The sequence below is a fragment of the Blastomonas sp. genome (genome assembly GCF_041747255.1).
Lineage (GTDB): Bacteria > Pseudomonadota > Alphaproteobacteria > Sphingomonadales > Sphingomonadaceae > Blastomonas.
In genome coordinates, this window is the sequence record NZ_JBGTFM010000394.1 from 1 (window position 1) to 19,922 (window position 19,922).

The window sequence follows — 19,922 nt, forward strand, 5'->3', positions numbered from 1 at the left end:
CCTCGATCTTGGACAGCATCCCGCCCGATCCCATGCCAGATGCCGATCCGCCATCGGCCATCGCGCGGATGCGCGCGTCGATGCGGGTGACGCTCTCAACCAAACGCGCGTCTGGCTCGCTTTTCGGGTTGGACGTGTAGAGACCATCGACATCCGACAGCAGCACAACGCCGCCCGCGCCCGCCGCCTGCGCGATGCGCGCGGCCAGCCGGTCATTGTCACCAAAGCGGATTTCCTCGGTCGCCACCGAATCGTTTTCATTGATCACCGGCACCACCTGCAGCGCAATCAGGCGGCGCAATGTTGCCGATGCGTTTAGAAACCGCCGCCGGTCTTCCAGATCGTCGAGCGTCACCAACATCTGCGCCGCCGTGATGCCATGCGCGCCCAGCAGCTCCGCCCAGCACTGGCTGAGCGCGATCTGGCCGGTGGCGGCGGCGGCCTGCGCATCCTCAAGGCTGGCGCGGCCACCCTTGGCGAGCTTCAGCCGCCGCGCGCCCAACGCAATCGCGCCCGACGAGACGATGACAATGCGCTGGCCTTCGGCAACGCGCATGGCAATATCGCTGACGAGCGACGCCAGCCATTCGCGCCGCACGGTGCCGTCTGGCGAGACAAGCAAGGCCGACCCGACCTTGACCACCAGCACGGGGCAGGCGGAAGGGCAGAGCAGGGTGGATGCGGTGGGGCTAATGGTCATCGCAAAAACCAGTGTCTCGCTTTCCGGTGAAAGCCGGAATCCAGGGTGTCTACAGTGCAATCTGACTCCTGGGCTCCGGCTTTCGCCGGAGAACGGGAGGGCGGGCTAGGCTATAAAGGCGACCATTCCCCCGCTTCGGTTTCCGAATGCGGGTCAACCCCCTCGGGCTGTTCGGTCGCGGTCGCCACCGGCAGATACTCAAGCAGCGCGTCGAACAATGCCTCGATTCCCGCGCCGGTCGCGCCGGAGATCGGGAACACCCGTTTGGCGCCTGCCTTGCGCAATTCGTCCGCGAAATGCTTCATCATCTCGTCATCGAGCAAATCGCCCTTGTTGAGCGCGACCATGCGCGGCTTGTCATCCAAACCCGCGCCGTAATTGGTCAGTTCGCCATCGACCACGCGCATCGCCTCAACCGGATCGTCGCCATGCGCGTCGATCAGGTGGATGAGCACCTGGCAGCGTTCGATATGGCCCAGAAACCGGTCGCCGATCCCTGCACCTTCTGCCGCGCCCTCAATCAGCCCGGGAATGTCAGCCAGCACGAACTCGCGGCCCCTGTGCTGCACGACGCCCAACTGTGGGCGCAGTGTCGTAAACGGATAGTCACCGACCTTGGCATGCGCGTTGGTCACCTGATTGATGAAGGTCGATTTGCCCGCATTGGGCAGGCCGACAAGGCCTGCATCGGCCATCAGTTTGAGCCGCAGCCACACATACATTTCCGCCCCTGGCCAGCCCGGACCGTGCTGGCGCGGCGCGCGGTTGGTGCTGGTCTTGTAGCTGAGGTTGCCGCGCCCGCCATCGCCGCCTTTCAGCAGCGTGATGCGCTGGCCGGCATGGGTGAAATCGGCAAGTACCTCTTCTTTGTCCTCGCTCAACACCTGCGTGCCAACGGGCACCTTGATCACCAGATCGTCGCCGCCGCCGCCGGTGCGGTTCTTGCCCATGCCGCCGGTGCCGCGCGGCGCCTTGAAATGCTGGGTGTAGCGAAAATCGATCAGCGTGTTGAGGCCGGAGATCGCCTCAAAGATGATATCGCCCCCCTTGCCGCCGTTGCCGCCATCGGGCCCGCCATATTCGACATATTTTTCGCGGCGAAACGACACCGCACCCTGCCCGCCGGTGCCGGAGCGAATGAAAATCTTGGCTTGATCGAGAAAATGCATGCGCCAGCCCTTAAGCGAAAGCGTAGACAAAGGCCATAGCCAGCCAGTGCAGCCGCTGTGTTGTGCTTCTCCCCGGTCAATTTAGCTGCACCCCCTTGCCCCCAGCGCAGGAAATACGATATTCGTTGACGATGATGATGCCCGCGATCACTCCCGCTATTGTGCAACATGCACTGCGCCTTTCGGCGCAGGCCGCCGCGCTGTCAGCAATGAACGCCGGGCCAGACCGTGAGGATGGCGGCGATGATGACACCGGCCCGCCCGACATCGGCATCGCGGTCAAGACCCGCGCCAAATCGAAAAAGCCCAGCCAGTATCAGGTGCTGATGCTCAATGACGATTACACCCCGATGGAATTCGTCGTGCTGGTGCTCAAGCGCTTTTTCAGCATGAACATGGACGAGGCGACGCGAGTGATGTTGCACGTGCATCAAAAGGGCGTCGGCGTGTGCGGCATCTTCACTTATGAGGTCGCCGAAACCAAGGTCAACCAGGTGATGGACTTCGCCCGCGAACACCAGCACCCGCTGCAATGCACGCTTGAGAAGATGTGACGGATCGTTTCACGCTTATTGTCACGCTAACCTCGTTTTAGGGTCCATCGCTCGCATCGCATCCACCTGACCAAGATGCACATGGATGCTGAAACGAGTTCAGCATGACGGGTATCCAGAATGCCCGCGCAGCCCGCCGCAGCGCGATGGCGACACCCCCTTGCACCACCCGCATCACCCGCTAAACACGGGCGCCATGGACAAGATCATCATTCGCGGTGGCAAGCCGCTTTCCGGCCGCATTCCCATTTCCGGTGCCAAGAACAGCGCGCTCACCCTGTTGCCGTGCGCGCTGCTCACTGATGAGCCGCTGACGTTGCGCAATCTGCCGCGGCTGGCTGACGTTGACAGCTTTGGCCATCTGCTCAACCAGCTTGGCGTGTCTACGATGGTCGAGGGCGCGCGGCCTGAGGATTTTGGGCGGGTTATGACGCTGCGCGCCAGCCGGGTGACTGCGACGGTCGCGCCCTATGACATCGTGCGCAAGATGCGCGCATCGATTTTGGTGCTGGGGCCGCTGCTGGCACGCGCGGGCGAGGCGACCGTCTCGCTGCCCGGCGGCTGCGCCATCGGCAACCGTCCGATCGACTTGCATCTCAAGGCGCTCGAAGCTTTAGGTGCCGAGATCGAGATTTCAGCAGGCTATGTCACCGCGCGCGCGCCCAAAGGCGGGCTGCCGGGCGGTGACTTCAGCTTTCCAGTGGTCTCGGTCGGTGCGACCGAAAACGCGCTGATGGCCGCAGCGCTGTGCAAGGGCACATCGACGCTGCGCAACGCGGCCCGCGAGCCCGAGATCGTTGATCTGTGCAACCTGCTGGTGGCGATGGGCGCGGTGATCGAGGGGATTGGCGGCTCAACTTTGGTCGTCCACGGGCGCGACCGCCTCCACGGCGCGACCTATCGTGTGATGGCCGATCGCATCGAAGCGGGCAGCTATGCCTGTGCCGCCGCGATCACCGGCAGCGCGCTCGACCTGATCGGCGCAAAGCTTGAGGAGATGGAGGCGACGGTTGGGGCGCTGCGCCAGACCGGGGTGCGCGTCGACGAGATCGCCGACGGATTGGCGATTCGCCCCAATGGCCCGCTGCAGCCGCTGACACTTTCGACCGCGCCGTTTCCGGGGTTCGCCACTGATATGCAAGCCCAGTTTATGGCGATGCTGTGCCTGGGCCAAGGCGCGAGCGTGTTCACTGAAACAATCTTCGAGAACCGCTACATGCATGTTCCCGAGCTTAATCGCATGGGCGCGCATATTGAGGTCAAGGGCCGCACAGCGGTCGTCCACGGGGTCGAGCGGATGTTCGGTGCGCCGGTGATGGCGACCGATCTGCGCGCTTCGATGAGCCTGATCATCGCCGGGCTCGCCGCAGAGGGCGAGACCGAGGTCAACCGCGTCTACCATCTTGATCGCGGCTATGAGCGGCTGGAGGAAAAGCTGCAGGCAGTTGGCGCAGACATCGAGCGCGTCGGCGGCATGTGATTTACCCAGTTAGGGCCGGGCGCAGGCGTCCAGTCCTTCGTTCTGCACCACGCGGATGCGGCTGGCGATGCTGTTGCCATAGCGACGGGTAAAGCCCGACGGGTTGGTGACTGCGCGCTGCTTGGGCAGCGGCAGGGCAGCGGCGATGCGCGCGGCCTGATCGCGGGTCAGGCTGGCGGCGGGCGTTTTGTAATAGCGCTGGGCGCCGGCCTCAACGCCATAAGTGCCGATGCCGGTTTCCGCGACGTTCAGGTAAACCTCCATGATCCGGCGTTTGCCCCAGATTGTCTCGATCAGCACCGTAAACCATGCCTCGAGCCCCTTCCTGAAAAAGCCGCCGCCCTGCCACAGAAACACGTTTTTCGCGGTTTGCTGGCTGATTGTGGAGCCGCCGCGGATGCGTCCGCCCTGCGCGTTGCGGCGCAGCGCGTCTTCAATCGCGTCGCGGTCAAAACCGCTGTGGCTGCAGAATTTGCCGTCTTCTGCGGCGACGGCAGCAGACACCATGTTGCGGTTGATTTGCGCCAGTGGTGTCCAGTCGCGCGTCGATCCGTTCTGGTCGAGCAGCATGGTGATGGTGACAGGCGGCGGCACAAAGCGGAAGATCACCACAAGCAGCAGCGAAATCAGCATAAAGCCGACCACCAGCTTGAAGATGAGAGAGATCAGGCGGGCGATGATCCCGCGTTTGCGCCGTGCTGCCATCCGGTATCGCTAGCGCGGCACGGCTTGCCAATCAATCGTTGCATAAAAAGGTGAAGCGGGACGGCGCGAACCTTCCCGCTTCTATCCCACTGGTGCGACCCGCGGGGATGAGAATATTTAGCCTACCAGGGCCATCTGCTTGTCGCTGAGCAGGCGGTGCATCGCCTTCTGCAGCTTTTCAAAAGCGCGCACCTCGATCTGGCGCACGCGTTCGCGGCTGACGTTGTAAACCTGGCTCAGCTCTTCGAGCGTCTTGGGGTCATCGACCAGCCGCCGCTCGTTGAGGATGTGGCGTTCACGCTCGTTAAGCGCCTGCATTGCCTCGCCCAGCATGGCGTGGCGCATCTGCGCTTCCTGCGCATCGGCGACCGCGACATCCTGCAAGGGCGCATCGTCGGTCAGCCAGTCCATCCACTGGCCGTCACCATCTTCACGCACCGAGACGTTGAGCGACGCGTCGCCGCCCATCGACATCCGCCGGTTCATGTTGACAACTTCGGTTTCAGACACGCCAAGCTTGGTGGCAATCGTCGTCACGTCATCGGGATGCAGATCGCCGTCCTCAAACGCGCGCAGGTTATTCTTCATACGCCGCAGGTTGAAAAACAACTTCTTCTGCGCCGCCGTGGTGCCCATTTTAACGAGGCTCCAGCTGCGCAGGATATATTCCTGGATCGACGCCTTGATCCACCACATCGCATAGGTTGCAAGGCGGAAACCGCGATCAGGCTCAAATTTCTTGACGCCCTGCATCAGGCCGATGTTGCCTTCGGAAATCAGCTCGCTGACCGGCAGGCCGTAGCCGCGGTAGCCCATCGCGATCTTGGCGACGAGCCGCAGATGCGAGGTGACGAGCTGTGCGGCGGCTTCAGGGTCCTGATGCTCCTGATAACGCTTTGACAGCATATATTCCTGCTCGGCCGTGAGCAGCGGGTACTTGCGTATTTCGGTAAGGTACCGGTTCAGGCCTGCTTCACCGCCCATTGCGGGGATGGTGGCCGGAACCTTTCGTGTCTGGCTCATGTGTATTCCCTTCTCGCCGATCCAGAGTCGAGGGCCTCAATCGAGCACCCATCGGGGGTGAATCGCATTTCGACTTGCAACCTAAACCCGCAGTCTAGCCAAAAGTTCCGCCATGTCAGCCGGAATCGGACTAAAAAAGTCGCATTTGGTTTGTGTCACCGGATGTATAAAGCCCAGCTGTGTCGCATGCAATGCCTGACGATGAAAATCGGCGGTTTTCAGCGTCTCGCGAAGCGCCTTTGGGGGCTTTGCATAGACCGGATCGCCCAGCAATGCGTGGCCAATGCTGGCCAGATGCACGCGCACCTGATGCGTGCGCCCGGTCTCAAGCCGGCATTCGATCCGGGTGGCTCCGGCCAGCCGTTCTTCGGTGGTATAATGGGTGATCGCGTGCTTGCCGCGCCCGTTACCCACCATCGCCATTTTTTTGCGATCATGCTCGCTGCGGCCGATGTTGCCGGTCACCGTGCCGTCGGCGGGCGAGGGGCGGCCCTGTACAATGGCGACATAGCGGCGGTTGATGGTGTGCGCGGCGAACTGCGCGGCGAGGCCGATATGCGCCGCATCGGTCTTGGCGACCACCACCAGCCCCGATGTGTCCTTGTCGATCCGGTGGACGATGCCGGGCCGCGCAACCCCGCCGATGCCCGACAACTGACCCGCGCAATGGTGCAGCAGCGCATTGACCAACGTGCCATCCGCATGGCCCGCCGCCGGGTGCACGACCATGCCGGCGGGTTTGTCGACCACCAGCAGATGCTCATCTTCGTGCGCGATCTCCAAGGCCATGGCCTGCGCGGCGGTATCGAGCGCGCGCGGCTCGGGAACGGCGATTGCATAGGTGCTGCCTGCGACCAGGGTGGCCGACGGGCGGGTGATGACCTTGCCATCGATGCTGACCGCGCCGTCGCGGATCAGCGCCTTGATCCGTTCGCGCGACAGCGCCGGTTCGATCAGCGCCAACCCGGCATCGATGCGGGTGCCCGCGACGCTGTCGGGTATTGTGCCGCTCTTGCTGGATTGTCCGCCATTCATGGTTATGCTCTGGCCGATGCCGGTCATGCTTTCAAGGATGCTGCACAACATGCTGCTGGATCAGGCACGTGCCGCGCATCCGCTTGAATGCTGCGGGCTGCTGCTGGGTGAGGGGGGCGTGGTGTGCGCAATTGTGCCCACCGCCAATGTCGCCGACAATCCGGCGCGGCACTTTGAGATCGATCCTGCGATGTTGATCGCCGCTGAGCGGGCAATGCGCCAGGGCGGCGCGCAGCTGATCGGCTATTATCATTCGCACCCTGACGGATTGGCGCGGCCATCGGCGCGCGACGCGGCAGCGTCAGCGGGCGACGGGCGGCTGTGGCTGATCATCGGTGGCGATCATATGACCGCATGGCTGGCCCACCCGCACGGTTTTGATGCCATAGACCTCAAGATTGCCCCATGAACTTTATCCCGACCGCGTGCTAAGGCTTGAACCGCTGACGGATTTTCGCCACATCGGCGCTCAAGCGCACCCACCGGGTCATCTGTCCCCGCCAAAAAGGCCCGCACACCATGCCAAACCCCGCCGATATGCCAGAAACCGAACTCGCCAGTCTGCTATGTTCGCGCCTGTGCCACGATCTGCTCAGCCCCATCGGCGCGATGAACAACGGGCTTGAGCTGCTGGCCGACGAGTCCGACCCCGAAATGCGGGCACGCTGCATCGAGTTGCTGACCGACAGCGCACGCGCCAGCGCCAACAAGGTCAAGTTCTTCCGGCTGGCCTTTGGCGCGGCGGGCGGCTTTGGCGACAAGGTGGATGTCAACGAGGCACGCGCGCTGATCGAAGCCTTGGTGGCCGACAAGCAGCGGGTGACGCTGGCATGGCATGTGCCCTCGCCTCTGCTCGCCAAGCCTGCAGTGAAGGTGCTGCTCAATCTGGCGCTGATCGGGCTGGAAGGCCTGGTGCGCGGCGGCGATCTGGTGATTGGCGCAGAGGAGCAGGACGGCACCTGCGAGATCGCGGTGAGCGCCAGCGGCCCCAAGGTGGTGATCGACGATACGATTGCAGCCGCGCTGGGCGGCAATATCGGGGCGGGGCTGCTCGGCCCGCGCACCGCGCCAGCCTATATGATTGACCGGATTGCGCGCAACCATGGCGGCGAAATCCAGATTGCCCGCTCGCCTGAATCGCTTGTCATCGGGGCGATGCTCCGCGTCTGAAATGGCGGAATAATTCGTGGGTTTTACCCGGGTCGCAACCTGATCTTAACCATGTTCGGCGCACATCGTCTGGCTTGCCTCAAGCGGACGGTGCCCATGGATGACCTGATACAGGACTTTATCGCAGAAACCCGTGAAACGCTCGACGCGTTGGCGAGCGAGCTCGTGCTTTGGGAACAAAAGCCGTCCGACAAGGATCGGCTCGACAGCATTTTCCGCTTTGTCCACACCGTGAAGGGTAGCTGCGGTTTCCTCAACCTGCCGCGTTTTGAACGGCTGAGCCATGCTGCAGAGGATGTGCTCAGCCAGGTGCGTGACGGCACGCGCGAACCTTCGGCTATGCTGGTTGATGCCATTCTGGCGATCATTGACCGCATCGGTGAGCTGATCGCGGTGATGGATACGGGCGAGGCGTTGCCTGATGGCAGCGATGCCGGGCTGATTGCCGCGCTCGATCTGGATCTGTGCGCGGCTGAAATCGCGCGCGATACCGAGCAGACTGTGCACAATCCCGACAAGCCCGCACCGGTTTCATCCGGCCTTGCCGTGCGCAGCATCCGCGTGCCGCTGGAGCTGATCGATCACCTGATGAACGGCGTGTCAGACATGGTGCTGGCGCGCAACGAGGTGGCCCGCTGCCTGCGCGACCACAACGATGGTCCGGTGCTGGAAAGCGCATTTGACCGATTGTCGGCCTGCATCGCCGACATGCGCGATGCCATCGGCCAGACGCGGATGCAGCGGATTGAGCGGATTTTTTCGCCGCTGCCCCGGCTGGTGCGCGATCTGTGCGCGGAACTCGGCAAGCAGGTTGATCTCAAGACATCGGGCAATGATGTCGAGCTGGACCGCGAAATGATCGAGATGATCCGCGATCCGCTGACCCACATCATCCGCAACGCCATCGATCATGGTATTGAGCAGCCGTCCGCACGGCTGGCCGCTGGCAAGCGCGCCGAGGGCTGGTTGGCGATTTCCGCGCGTCAATCGGGCAACCAGATTCTCATCGAAATCGCCGATGACGGGCGCGGCATTGATGTGGACAAGCTGGTGGCACGCGCGTTGGCGGGCAATGTGCGCGGCGCTGCGGAAATCAACGGCCTGAGTGAGCGGGCAAAGCTGGAGCTTATCTTTGCGCCGGGCCTGTCCACCGCTGACAAGGTGACGGCGGTGTCCGGGCGCGGCGTGGGCATGGACGTCGTGCGATCGAACGTCGAACGGATCGGCGGATCGATCGATCTTGAAAACATGCCGGGCAAGGGCCTCAAGGTCACGATGCGCGTGCCGCTTACGCTTACCATCATTCCCTGCCTCACCGTTCGCGTCGGCAATCAGGAGTTTGCCATGCCGCGCTCGTCGATCTGCGAAATCCTGTTCGATACCAATGACCAGGTGCGCATTCAGCAGGTCGGCGGTTCCTATCTCGCCTATGTGCGCGGCGAATGCCTGCCGTTTGTCGCGTTGCAGGATATTCTGGGGCTTGAGGGCGATGCTGCCGCACAGGTCCGTTACCGCACGATCATCACCATCAACGCCGCTTCTGACCTGCGCTATGCGCTCGCGGTCGATGCGGTGATCGACCATGAAGAGCTGGTGGTGCGTCCCGGCGCGCCGGTGATCATGGCTGATGGCCTTTATGCAGGGACGACGTTGCCCGACAATGGGCGGCCGATGCTGCTGCTCGATCCGCTGGGCCTTGCCAATCGTGCCCAGCTCAATGAGCTGGCCGGTGCAGATCGCACCGCTGTTCAGGGCGAAGAGGTATCCCCGGTCGATGGCGGCTCTGCGCTGCTGTTCAGCGAATCCGAGGGCGTCATGCGGCTCGTGCCTTTGGCAGTGGTCGAACGTGTTGAGGACGTGCCGGTTGAGCGACTGGTGCGCGCCGCCGGGCAGGTTCGGCTGAGCGTCAATGGCGAAAGCCGCCCGGTGCACGGGCTCGATCACGTGCCAGAGGGGCCGCTGGTCAAGATGCTGCACATCAGCGATGGCACCACCCATATTCATTACGCGGTGCACGATGTGATCGATATCGTGCGTCTGCCCGCGCAGATCGACCCGGTCAGCAATGGTGGATTGATCGGCGGTATCGCGCTGGTCGGCGGTGTCCAGATCGAGCTGATTGACGTGCACTGGCTGTTCAGCAGCCTGCGTAGCGGCGGCCACGGCCACGCGCGCCCGGCCTGCCGGCTGATCGGCGACGACGACCCGTGGACCCGGAATATCCTTGCGCCCCTGGTGCTTGCAGCGGGCTATCGTCCGCTATTCGGCCCTGCTGCCGCAGATGGTGAGGAGGCCGCCATCAGCATCGTGGTGGGTGAGGGCGCCGATGTGGTGGACCGCCCGCAGGGCCGTGTGATCCGGCTGCGCGATTCGCTGGCGAGCGGCCAGCATGATCCTGATTCGATCTACCGTTATGATCGCGCCGCGCTGCTTGATCGGTTGGCTGGCAATGGCGTGGGAAATGACGGGGAAAGGCAGAGCGCATGAAGCAACTTTATCTGATCGCGGTGATCGCAGGCGAGCATGTCGCGCTGCCCGCCGGGTTGATCGACAGCGTGGTGAAGGTGCGTGAGGCCGTGCCGGTGCCATCGGTCGGACCGTTCGTTGCCGGACTGTTCGCCTTGCGCAGCCGGGTATTAACGCTGATCGACTGCCAGTATTTTGTCACCGGCGATGCTGCTGAAGTCGCCCGGGGCCAGCCAGCAGTCGTCGTGGTGGTGGCGGGCTGCGCTTACGGTCTGCTGGTCGATGCGGTCATCGATGTGATTGATACCCCGGTTAAGCCAGGGCCGTTGCGCGGCCAGTTGCCCGCCGGATGGGGGGCGATTGGCACCGGTTTGCTCGAACTGGTAGACACCACCTACCTGCTGATCGACCCGGAGTATCTGGTTAACCCGGCTGCACGTCGCGCCGCATGATTGATGGCAAGTTTACGATGAGCCGAAGCGCATCTGCGAGGCTATTAACGCGGTGCTTACCAATCTCCCGTATTCCTGCCTGAGCGATGCATACGCAAAGAGGGATGTGCTCACATGAAAACCTGCCTGGTCGTCGATGATAGCAAAGTGATCCGCAAGGTGGCGCGCCACATCCTGGAAACGCTGGACTTTCAAGTAGATGAAGCAGCTGATGGCCGCGAGGCGCTTGATCGCTGCGGCGAATCGATGCCCGATGTCGTGCTGCTTGACTGGAACATGCCGGTGATGAGCGGCATGGAGTTTCTTTGCGCGTTGCGCACAGTGCCGGGCGGCACACAGCCCAAGGTCGTGTTCTGCACCACTGAAAACGGGCGCACCCATATCCAGGCAGCCATTGACGCCGGGGCTGACGAATATGTGATGAAGCCGTTTGATCGAGAAACCTTGCACAGCAAACTACAGATGGTCGGCTGCGCCTGAGCGACAGCGCACTTTTGGAACCCTACCCATGACGCGCAACGCGCAACTTACTGTGAACCTTGGCCAGACGGACGCAGACTCGCGCCTGGAGCCCGGGCAGGCTGCGCGCGTGCTGATTATCGATGACAGTCTTGTACTGAGGTCGGTGGTGGAGCGGATCATTTCCACCCACCCGGCGCTGACCATGGTCGCCAGCCTGTCGAGCGCCGATCAGGCCTTGAGCTATCTGCGCGCGCATGCGGTCGATATCATCATTCTCGACGTCGAAATGCCGTCGCGCTGCGGGCTTGATGCCCTGCCCGATCTGATTGCCGCCGGGGGCAGTGCCCGGGTGCTTGTGCTGTCGTCGCAATGCGCGGAAGGTGCACCGGCGACACTGCGGGCGCTGGCGCTTGGTGCCAGTGATACGCTGGCCAAGCCGGGGCGGCAAAATTATTCAAACGCCTTTTCCGCGATGCTGGTTGACCGGCTGACGATGCTCAAAGACGCCGCGCAGGCCGCGCGCAGCGCGATTACGCCGCTTTTGGCGCACCCGGCAAAGCCACACCACCGGTTTGATTGCCTGGGCATCGGGGCATCGACCGGCGGGATCAGCGCGATCCACGCGTTGCTCAAATCGGTTGACGCGTGCGTTGATGCGCCGATCCTGATCACCCAGCATCTGCCGGCGATCTTCATGCCCTATATGGTGTCGCAAATTAACGACCTTGGCATGCGCCCCGCACATCTCGCGCTTGATGGTGCGCCGTTGCTGAACGGGCACATCTATTGCGCCCCTGGCGATGCCCATTTGCGGCTGCACCGTCGCGGCAGCGGTGTCCGCATCAGACTGGTCAAAGACTGGCCGGGCACTATTTATAAGCCCTCTGTCGATCCAATGTTCATGGCGATGGCTGAATGCTTCGGTGCCCGCTGCGCTGGCGTGTTGCTGAGCGGCATGGGCAACGATGGTCTCGTCGGCGCACAGCAGCTGGCTGCCGGCGGTGCGCCGATTTATGCACAGGATGCGCAGTCGAGCACCGTCTGGGGCATGCCCGGCGCCGTCGCCCGCGCCGGTATTGCCAGTGTCATCCTGCCGCCCGGGGGAATCGCTGCGTCGCTTAACAAAAGCTGGAAGGAACAACCATGATCCACGCCCAGCCCGCCGCTGATGCAACCCGCCTGCTTGCGGGCCTGCTTGAAGCGCGAACCGGCCAACAAATCGCGCCAAGCCGCTACTGGCGCATCCAGACCGCGCTGGCACCGCTGCTCAAGAGCGAGGGCATCCCCGATCTTGATGCGCTGGTGGCGGTGATCATGGACCCGGAGAACGAGAAGCTGTTGAAGGAATCGCTCGAAGCGATGCTCAACAACGAAAGCTTCTTCTTTCGTGACACGGCGATGTTCGCATCGCTGCGCAGCGATACTTTACCGGTGCTGCGCGAGCGGCGTAAGGCGCGCCGGACCTTGCGCATCTGGTGCGCCGGCACATCAACCGGACAGGAGGCCTATTCGATGGCAATCCTGCTCGACAGTGACCGCGCCAGTTGGGAAGGGTGGAAGCTCGAGATTGTCGGCACCGATATTTCGGCATCGATGCTAGCCCGCGCGCGCGCCGGCCGTTACAGCCAGTTCGAGATCCAGCGCGGACTCTCGGTCGATCATATGTTGCGCTATTTCCGGCAGGATGGCGAAGACTGGGTGATCGACCCGAGGTTGCAAAAAATGGTCCAGTTCCGTGAAGACAACCTGCTCAAGCCGCGCGGCGACCTTGGGCGGTTCGATCTGATCTTGTGCCGAAATGTGCTGATGTATTTCGGGCCGGAAACGCGCCACATCGCTTATTCAAAGTTGGTGAAGGCGCTGGAGGATGACGGATTGCTGATGCTTGGCGCTGCTGAGACCGTTCTGGGCCATACCGATCTGTTCTGCCCGACGCGCGAAATGCGCGGTGTTTATGGCAAGGCTTTGCCGGTGCGGGGCTGACTTCCGCGCAGAGCGAGGCAAATTGCGCGTGGTGCTGCGCGAGGTGTGTCGTCAGGGCTGTTCTGCTCGACGCTTTGCCCTATGGCCGCTGCAATGCAGCACGATTCGCTTCTTGATGCCCCAGCAGAACGGGGCTTCGGTCGGCTAGACTGGAGCATCGCGATTGCCATGATGCTGCTGTGGGGCTTTAACATCATCGCCATGAAATCGGTGGTCGATGCGGCAGGCGCGCTGCCCGGCGCGCTGCTGCGTCAGGCGATTGTCGCGCTGGCCTGCCTGCCCTTTCTCCGGATCGTTCCGGGCAAGATGCGGCTGATCGTGCTGCTCGGCGTGCTGTCGGGCGGGGCGTTCTATGTCGCCATCGGACTGTCGCTGGCGCTTGCCACCAATATCAGCGCACTCGCGATTGCCGGGCAGCTTGGCGTGCCGTTCTCGCTCATTCTCGCGGTCATATTTCTAAAGGAGAAAATCGGCATCCCGCGCCTGATCGGAATCATACTGGCGTTGTTCGGGGTGCTGCTGCTGGTGTTCGATCCCGAGGCTGGACGCGAACTGCCCGCGCTGGCGATTTCCGCCTGCGGCAGCATGGTGTGGGCGATTGCGACGCTGATCCAGCGCAACCTGGGCGGCATCGGCGTACTCAACATCACCGGCTGGCTGGGGCTGATCGGTTCGCTCGTTATCCTGCCTTTTGCGGTGCTGATCGAACCTGAAGGCGTGGCAATGCTGACCAGCCTGTCAGCGGAAACCTACGCGTGGACCGCCTATGCCGCGATCGGATCGAGCATCGGCGGCCATGGGGCGATGGTCTGGCTGTTGCAGCGTCACCCGATTTCCACGGTCAGCCCGCTGACCATTCCCACCCCGGTTATATCGGTGTGTTTCGCCACCTGGTGGTTCGGTACGCCGCTCAGCTGGCTGATGATCGCAGGCGGATTGATTGCGCTGGTTGGCGTGTCTATCGTAGCGATCCGCAATGCACAGCGCTCACGCGCGCTGGCGGAGGCGCGGCTGCTGCGGGAAGGGACCAGAGCGTGATCGACACCCCGTCACCCAATTTTGACGAACGCGCGCTGCCGGTGACCATGCTGGTGCTGCACTATACCGGGATGCCCGATGCGCCCTCTGCGATCAATTGGCTCGCCAATCCTGAGTCGAAGGTCTCTGCGCATTATGTCGTGACCGAAGACGGGCAGGTCATCCGCATGGTCGATGAGGGCAAGCGCGCCTGGCACGCGGGCCGCGCGCACTGGCGCGGCATCACCGATGTCAATAGCGCCAGCGTGGGCATTGAAATCGTCAATCCGGGGCATGAGTTCGGCTACCGTCCGTTCCCCGAAGAGCAGATGTCGGCGCTGATCCCTTTGGTTTCCGACATTGTTGACCGGCACGCCATACCGCGTGCCAATATCGTGGGGCACAGCGATGTCGCCCCGGCGCGCAAGCAGGACCCGGGCGAACTGTTCGACTGGCAGCGGCTGGCGCGGGTGCGTCTGGCTTTGCCGATTCCCAACGGGCGACTGATCGATCCCTACTGGAGCGACGGCGCGTTTCTGCTGGCGCTCGAACGCTTTGGCTATGACATTTCTGATGGCCGCGCCGCCACCACCGCATTCCAGCGCCGCTGGCGCACGCACACCATCGATGGTGTGATCGACGGCGAATGCCGCGCATTGTTGCTGGCGCTGTTGCTGGACCGCGATGCCGGGCGGGCGCGCTGATTTGCTTATGTTGCTGAACCGGGCTAGAGGCGGCTGGCCAGAGGGTCGGGCAGCCGCGGGTCATGCATATGACGCGAGGAAAGTCCGGGCTCCACGAAGCAAGGATGCCGGGTAACGCCCGGCGGGGGCGACCCCAGGGACAGTGCAACAGAAAGCAGGTTGCCCACGGCTTCGGCCCGGTAACAGTGAAAGGGTGCGGTAAGAGCGCACCGCGCAGGCAGCAATGCCATGCGGCATGGTAAACCCCATCCGGAGCAAGACCGAATAGGGGCGGATTGGGTGTTATCTCTCCCAAGAGGGGTGCATCCGGGGCGGTTTCGGCTCCTTGCCGCCCGGGTTGGTTGCTTGAGCGGCGCAGCAATGCATCGCCTAGAGGAATGGCTGCCCATGGCCGGCAACGGTCAGGACAGAACCCGGCTTACAGACCCTCTGGCAATTTTTATCGGGAGATCAGGCGCCGCGCTTAGAGCGAGGCGAGAACCAGCCGCGCAGGCATATCGGCGCCATTGCCCATCGGGTTCGCGTTGATCTCATCGCGGTCGCACTCAGCATAATCTTGAACTGCGTCTGCAACGGCATAGGCCTGCGACCCAAGCGCAAAGGTCACCATCATCGCTACCGAAAGCAGTGCGGATAACATCAGTTGACGGCTCATGATCAGGTTTCCCGGAATTAAATTATGCTGCGCGTGCGAAATAGCTACCCGATCAACACTTTCAAGACGCTGAATGATCGACGAACGACATTCGCGGTCGATGAACCGCTGTGGACGTTGCAACATGGGCCGATCCACGATAGCTTTTTCTTAACAAGAACAGGCGGATCGAACATTATGGCCAGGGGCAAGGCTGCACATTTTGCAGGAGCAGTTGTCGCAGGCGTGCTGACATTCTGCGGGACCCCCGCCGCGCTCGCGCAGCCCGGTCCGGCTATTGCGACTGCAACCAAAGCAGCAGAGCGCCACGAATGCGGCAATCCGGCAAGAACCGACCGTGTCGCGTTGCTGATCGGCAATGGTGGCTATGACGGCGCCGACTGGGAGGGTCTCGACAACGCTGGCAACGACGTCGTGCGGTTGTGCGAGGTGTTTGCCAAGGCGGGCTTCCGCGTCATCCGGCTGGTCGATGCCAGCGCCGCCACCGCGCGCAGCGTGATCGCCGAATTCGCGACGGTCTCGCAGCAGGCCGATACCGCGCTGATCTATTATGCAGGGCACGGCTTCGAATTTGGCGGCGAAAATTATCTGGTGCCGGTCGATGCGCCGCGCTTTGCCAGCAAGAACGGCCTGAAACAGCATTTCCTTCCGCTTGATGACCTGATGGGGGCGGCGAAGGCCTCGCGCTTCAACCTGTTTTTTCTCGATGCCTGCCGTTCGTTCGATGCGGTGGTGGAACTGACCGATATCGATCCGGGCGGACGTGACGGCGCGGTCAGCACCATCGGGCTGCCGCGCGGCGGCACCGGCGTGGTGTTCTATTCGACGGTCAAAGGAAGCCCCGCGCTCGATGATGCCCCGCCCGAAGATGACTCGATCAGCCCGTTTGCTGCCGCCATCGCCAAGCACAGCGCGACGCCGGGGCTGGAGCTTGACCAGTATCTCAAGATCGTCGCGCGCGACGTTGAAGAGCGAACCAAATCGGTCATCGATCCGGCGCAATATCCGGTGCGCTATGGTCAGTTCCGCGAAGATTTCTTCCTGATGCCGTTGCAGGCCGAACGTCGCACCCGCAGCGGCGCGGTGCGGCCCAGTGCAAGCGGGCTTATAATGTCGTTGCCCGTCGTCAGCAGCATTGCTGAGCTGTCGCTTGAAAGGCTGGCGGTTGAAGATGAGCCCTATATTGTCGCCGATCTGCTGAGCAAGGCAACTGCAGACCAGATCAAGCTGGCGGCATCAGCGCGCAACGATCCAGTGGCGCAGTATCTGCTGGGTTATATGATGTCGTTCGGGGTGGGCGTGCCCAAAAACCTGGTCGAAGCGCGCCAATGGCTCGAAGCATCGGCAGCCCAGGGCCATCCAGCGGGGCAGCTTGAGCTCGGCTATTACCTGCGCAACCATGCACCCGATGAGGCGGCAAGGGCGCGCGAACTGTATGAACTGGCAGCCGCGCAGAATTATGCGAAGGCCAAATCGCATCTGGGCGACCTGCTGATCGTGGATTCGCGCGGTGAGCGTGATCCGGCGAAGGTCAAGGCACTGAAGGATCGCGCGCGCGGACTGTTTTTTGATGCCGCCGCTCAGGGGCATCCGTTTGCGATGTTCGCGCTTGGCGCGCATATTGGCGAGACCGAAACAGCGCGCAAGCTGCTTGGCACACTCGCCGCATCGGGCAACCGTGAGGGCGACCACTGGCTGTGCGAACTCGCCTATTTCGGCAACGATCTGGCCAGCGCCGATGCGGCGCGGCATTGCACGCGCGGCGCCAGCGGCGGCTTTGCCGGTTCCCAGTTCCTGCAGGCGCGCCGCTATGACATGGGGGCAGGGGTTCCCAAGTCGCCCAGGGAGGCGGATTATTGGGCACGGCTGGCGCTGTCGCAAAAGGAGCTCGACCCCGGCAGGCGCGCAGTGCTGGCCAGCATCGTGCTACCGGATTAGCTTATTTAAGCGGCTAAGTTCGCACGGGGCTAGCGGCATGCAGGCTTGATGGCTAGATGACGTGCCATGGCAGGCAGACGATCAACCGACTGGGGCTTCCCGCGCTGGCGTGGCTACGGGTCTTCGCGTGAGGCGCAGGCGGTGCGGATGTGCGACCGGCACGGCTGCGACCAGGCCGGCAACTGCCCCGCGCCAAAATCGCCCAACAGCCCGGAGCGCTGGTATTTCTGTGAACGCCACGCGGCGGAATACAACCAGAGCTGGGATTATTTCGAAGGGCTGAGCAAGGAAGAAACCGCCGCCCGCACCGCAGAAGAACAGCGCGATTCATCGGGCTATCGCGAATCGGCGTTCCACGAATGGGGCGGCTCGGGCGACGGATCACGCAGCCGCGATGAAATGCGCGCGCTTGATGTGCTCGAATGCGATGCGCACAGCGAATTTGAGCTGATCAAAAAGGCTTATCGGCGGCTTGCCAAGGCCAACCATCCCGATACCAATCAAGGCGACAAGGACGCGGCGACACGCTTTCAGGCGATCCAGGCGGCCTATGCGGTGCTGCGCAGTGCAGAGGATCGCAAGAACTGGAAGGGCGTGTAATCGCTGACTGCGCTCCCTATCTGACCTCACATGAAGACCGAAGTCCGGGCCAACTGGTCGCACACCATATTGATCTGCAAGAAATGCCAGAAGCGCGCCAAGGCGGCGTTTGGGCCAGAGCACGACAAGTCGCTCTCCAAGGCGCTGAAACGGCGGCTGACATCGGGCAAGGGCCGCAAGGCGCGGCTGGGAATTGTCGAAGTCGGCTGCCTGGATATCTGCCCCAAAAAGGGCGTGGTGCTGATCGACAGCCGCGCGCCGGGTATCTGGCGCATCGTGCGCGATGATGCTGACATCGACCGGTTGGCCGAGGAACTGGCGGGCGGGGCGGCGTCATAACCCAATTAAATAACGCTCTCCGACAAAAGCCGGAGTGCAGGAGTCAGATTGTACTGCACCCGCCCCTGGATTCCGGCGTTCACCGGAAAACAGGGCGGGTGAACCGGGTTTACGGCTGCAACGCCGACGGCGGATCGGATCCGTCCATCGAATCTTCAAGCGCCTCATCGAGATCGGCTTCGCTGGTCTCGGTGTGTTCGGGATCGGGCGCTGTAGTCCTGTCGGCGCTATCGTTCAGGCTCGACTGCTTTTGCCCGGCGCGCTGGGCGGATTCCTCGGCGCAACCGATGGGGTCTTTGGGATCGTTATCATGGTTCATGGCATCGTCTCCTTGTGGTGCAAGGCTTACGATCCGGTCCGTCTTCTGGTTCCGCGCATCCGGTGATATGGGCAGACAATGGCGCTATCCAGCTCTGACCTGTTGTTCGTCTACGGCTCACTGCGGCGGGGCAGTGCGCATTCCAATGCAGCGCGGCTGGCGGGGGAGAGTATCTGGCTGGGCACCGCGACCATCACCGGCAGACTGTACCGCGTGGACTGGCACCCCGCGCTGACGCTCGATGGCAAAACCCGCGTGACCGGCGACCTGCTGCGGCTGCACGATCCCGCCGCCAGCTTGCCGTGGCTCGATGCGTTTGAAGGCTGCGGCGCAGATGACCCGCTGCCGCATGACTATCGCCGGGAACTGTGTGCGGTTGAGACCGCCAGTGGCGCTGTCACCACTTTGGTCTATGTGTGGAACCTGCCGGTGGCCGGGCTAACGATCATCCCGTCAGGCGACTGGCTGGCGCACGACCCTCAAGCCTGAGGCTTCACGTCCGCACTGGGGGCAGGCGGCGTCTCCTGCGGCGTTAGTCCCGCCACCAGACCGTCGAGCGAGGCGCCGTTGAGCCCCAGGTCCTTCATCAGCCCATCGATGATCGGCGCCTGCGCGCGATAGCTCAATGCAGCGGCGACCGCATCGCTGGCGAGGTTACCACTGCCACCTGAAGACCCGTTGCCGCCCGCGCCGCCGTAGCCACCGTTACCACCCGACTGTCCAAGGCCATCGACCTTGACGATCTTGATCGACTCAATGGCCTCCAGCGGCTTTGACGCCTCGCGGATCACCTCGGGCAGAACCTTGAGCAGCGCGAGCTTGGTCTGCAGCGATATCTGGTCGGATGACAGGATGTTCGCCGCCTCGTTGACCGCGCGCTGGCCCGCCGCTTCAACCTCGAAGCGGACGCGGGACGCATCGGCGCGCAGCTTTTCCGCATCTGATTCGCCCTCGGCCTCAAGCCGCACCGCCTCTGCGCGGTTGGATGCGGCGGCCTTCTCCGCCTCGGCCTCGACCTTGACGCGGATCGCGTCGCGCACGGCGTGCTTGGCAGCCTCAATCAGTTCGATCCGCTTGGAACGATCGGCGATCTCGGTCTCGCGTGCGGTCGTCACCTGTTCCTCGGCGGCGACCGCGGTGGCGCGCGCGGC

The 19,922-nt window shown here is 62.8% G+C and carries 23 protein-coding genes and 1 other RNA gene; 16 read left to right on the plus strand and 8 right to left on the minus strand.

The window, feature by feature from the left end; all coding sequences use genetic code 11:
- Both proB and obgE read right to left on the minus strand, forming a co-directional pair.
- The coding region (gene proB, locus ACEW8G_RS13225; protein WP_373488875.1) for a glutamate 5-kinase at positions 1-700 on the minus strand (700 nt) is incomplete at its 3' end.
- A 110-nt stretch (positions 701-810) separates the two neighbouring features.
- Entirely contained in the window at positions 811-1,869 is a 1,059-nt protein-coding gene (gene obgE / locus ACEW8G_RS13230; RefSeq protein ID WP_373488876.1) for a GTPase ObgE, read from the minus strand.
- 209 nt (positions 1,870-2,078) lie between these two features.
- On the opposite strand from obgE, the gene clpS reads away from it, so the two are divergent.
- Positions 2,079-2,423 carry an ATP-dependent Clp protease adapter ClpS gene (clpS, locus tag ACEW8G_RS13235; RefSeq protein WP_373488895.1) on the plus strand — a complete coding sequence of 115 codons (345 nt, stop codon included), beginning with the start codon at positions 2,079-2,081 and terminating at the stop codon, positions 2,421-2,423.
- Positions 2,424-2,619: 196 nt separating this feature from the next.
- Positions 2,620-3,903 (plus strand): UDP-N-acetylglucosamine 1-carboxyvinyltransferase, encoded by a 1,284-nt coding sequence (murA, locus tag ACEW8G_RS13240; RefSeq protein ID WP_373488877.1) that lies wholly within the window; start codon positions 2,620-2,622, stop codon positions 3,901-3,903.
- A gap of 9 nt (positions 3,904-3,912) precedes the next feature.
- Here murA and mtgA read toward each other — a convergent pair whose 3' ends face one another.
- The 3 genes from mtgA to ACEW8G_RS13255 form a co-directional block, all read right to left on the minus strand.
- Positions 3,913-4,608, minus strand: a complete 696-nt coding sequence (gene mtgA, locus ACEW8G_RS13245) for a monofunctional biosynthetic peptidoglycan transglycosylase (RefSeq protein ID WP_373488878.1) — start codon at positions 4,606-4,608, stop codon at positions 3,913-3,915.
- 117 nt (positions 4,609-4,725) lie between these two features.
- On the minus strand, positions 4,726-5,631 hold the full coding sequence (gene rpoH, locus ACEW8G_RS13250; protein ID WP_373488879.1) for an RNA polymerase sigma factor RpoH: 906 nt from the start codon (positions 5,629-5,631) through the stop codon (positions 4,726-4,728).
- An 81-nt stretch (positions 5,632-5,712) separates the two neighbouring features.
- Positions 5,713-6,666, minus strand: a complete 954-nt coding sequence (locus ACEW8G_RS13255; protein ID WP_373488896.1) for an RluA family pseudouridine synthase — start codon at positions 6,664-6,666, stop codon at positions 5,713-5,715.
- A gap of 49 nt (positions 6,667-6,715) precedes the next feature.
- On the opposite strand from ACEW8G_RS13255, the gene ACEW8G_RS13260 reads away from it, so the two are divergent.
- The 10 genes from ACEW8G_RS13260 to rnpB all read left to right on the plus strand — a co-directional run bounded on the left by ACEW8G_RS13260 (position 6,716) and on the right by rnpB (position 15,357).
- The gene (locus ACEW8G_RS13260; RefSeq protein ID WP_373488880.1) at positions 6,716-7,075 is read left to right on the plus strand and encodes a Mov34/MPN/PAD-1 family protein; all 360 of its coding nucleotides are present in this window, start codon (positions 6,716-6,718) and stop codon (positions 7,073-7,075) included.
- A 110-nt stretch (positions 7,076-7,185) separates the two neighbouring features.
- Positions 7,186-7,836, plus strand: coding sequence for a histidine phosphotransferase family protein (locus ACEW8G_RS13265; RefSeq protein WP_373488881.1), 651 nt, complete (start codon positions 7,186-7,188; stop codon positions 7,834-7,836).
- A gap of 96 nt (positions 7,837-7,932) precedes the next feature.
- Positions 7,933-10,323 carry a chemotaxis protein CheA gene (locus ACEW8G_RS13270; protein WP_373488882.1) on the plus strand — a complete coding sequence of 797 codons (2,391 nt, stop codon included), beginning with the start codon at positions 7,933-7,935 and terminating at the stop codon, positions 10,321-10,323.
- Positions 10,320-10,754 carry a chemotaxis protein CheW gene (locus ACEW8G_RS13275; RefSeq protein ID WP_373488883.1) on the plus strand — a complete coding sequence of 145 codons (435 nt, stop codon included), beginning with the start codon at positions 10,320-10,322 and terminating at the stop codon, positions 10,752-10,754. The genes ACEW8G_RS13270 and ACEW8G_RS13275 overlap by 4 nt, the downstream gene beginning before the upstream one ends.
- 114 nt (positions 10,755-10,868) lie before the next feature.
- Positions 10,869-11,234 (plus strand): response regulator, encoded by a 366-nt coding sequence (locus ACEW8G_RS13280; protein ID WP_373488884.1) that lies wholly within the window; start codon positions 10,869-10,871, stop codon positions 11,232-11,234.
- A gap of 28 nt (positions 11,235-11,262) precedes the next feature.
- Positions 11,263-12,363 (plus strand): chemotaxis protein CheB, encoded by a 1,101-nt coding sequence (locus ACEW8G_RS13285; protein WP_373488885.1) that lies wholly within the window; start codon positions 11,263-11,265, stop codon positions 12,361-12,363.
- Complete coding sequence (locus ACEW8G_RS13290) at positions 12,360-13,199, plus strand: protein-glutamate O-methyltransferase CheR (RefSeq protein WP_373488886.1); 840 nt, start codon at positions 12,360-12,362, stop codon at positions 13,197-13,199. Before ACEW8G_RS13285 ends, ACEW8G_RS13290 begins: the two co-directional genes overlap by 4 nt.
- Positions 13,200-13,292: 93 nt before the next feature.
- The gene (locus ACEW8G_RS13295) at positions 13,293-14,237 is read left to right on the plus strand and encodes a DMT family transporter (RefSeq protein WP_373488887.1); all 945 of its coding nucleotides are present in this window, start codon (positions 13,293-13,295) and stop codon (positions 14,235-14,237) included.
- A gap of 47 nt (positions 14,238-14,284) precedes the next feature.
- Positions 14,285-14,920 carry an N-acetylmuramoyl-L-alanine amidase gene (locus tag ACEW8G_RS13300; protein ID WP_373488897.1) on the plus strand — a complete coding sequence of 212 codons (636 nt, stop codon included), beginning with the start codon at positions 14,285-14,287 and terminating at the stop codon, positions 14,918-14,920.
- A gap of 37 nt (positions 14,921-14,957) precedes the next feature.
- Positions 14,958-15,357: RNase P RNA component class A (rnpB, locus tag ACEW8G_RS13305), an RNA gene on the plus strand.
- 26 nt (positions 15,358-15,383) lie between these two features.
- On the opposite strand, the gene ACEW8G_RS13310 is transcribed toward rnpB, so the two are convergent.
- Positions 15,384-15,575: a hypothetical protein gene (locus ACEW8G_RS13310; RefSeq protein WP_373488888.1), complete on the minus strand. Its 192-nt coding sequence runs from the start codon at positions 15,573-15,575 to the stop codon at positions 15,384-15,386.
- Positions 15,576-15,752: 177 nt separating this feature from the next.
- Between ACEW8G_RS13310 and ACEW8G_RS13315 the strand changes: the two genes are divergently transcribed.
- The 3 genes from ACEW8G_RS13315 (at position 15,753) to ACEW8G_RS13325 (ending at position 18,452) form a co-directional block, all read left to right on the plus strand.
- Positions 15,753-17,513 (plus strand): caspase family protein, encoded by a 1,761-nt coding sequence (locus ACEW8G_RS13315; RefSeq protein ID WP_373488889.1) that lies wholly within the window; start codon positions 15,753-15,755, stop codon positions 17,511-17,513.
- 66 nt (positions 17,514-17,579) lie between these two features.
- The gene (locus tag ACEW8G_RS13320) at positions 17,580-18,113 is read left to right on the plus strand and encodes a J domain-containing protein (RefSeq protein ID WP_373488890.1); all 534 of its coding nucleotides are present in this window, start codon (positions 17,580-17,582) and stop codon (positions 18,111-18,113) included.
- A gap of 30 nt (positions 18,114-18,143) precedes the next feature.
- On the plus strand, positions 18,144-18,452 hold the full coding sequence (locus ACEW8G_RS13325) for a (2Fe-2S) ferredoxin domain-containing protein (RefSeq protein ID WP_373488891.1): 309 nt from the start codon (positions 18,144-18,146) through the stop codon (positions 18,450-18,452).
- Between the two features lie 109 nt (positions 18,453-18,561).
- On the opposite strand, the gene ACEW8G_RS13330 is transcribed toward ACEW8G_RS13325, so the two are convergent.
- Positions 18,562-18,771, minus strand: a complete 210-nt coding sequence (locus tag ACEW8G_RS13330; protein ID WP_373488892.1) for a hypothetical protein — start codon at positions 18,769-18,771, stop codon at positions 18,562-18,564.
- Between the two features lie 78 nt (positions 18,772-18,849).
- Between ACEW8G_RS13330 and ACEW8G_RS13335 the strand changes: the two genes are divergently transcribed.
- The gene (locus ACEW8G_RS13335; protein ID WP_373488893.1) at positions 18,850-19,260 is read left to right on the plus strand and encodes a gamma-glutamylcyclotransferase; all 411 of its coding nucleotides are present in this window, start codon (positions 18,850-18,852) and stop codon (positions 19,258-19,260) included.
- On the opposite strand, the gene ACEW8G_RS13340 is transcribed toward ACEW8G_RS13335, so the two are convergent.
- On the minus strand, positions 19,251-19,922 hold a 672-nt coding region (locus ACEW8G_RS13340), incomplete at its 5' end, for a flotillin domain-containing protein (protein WP_373488894.1). The genes ACEW8G_RS13335 and ACEW8G_RS13340 overlap by 10 nt on opposite strands.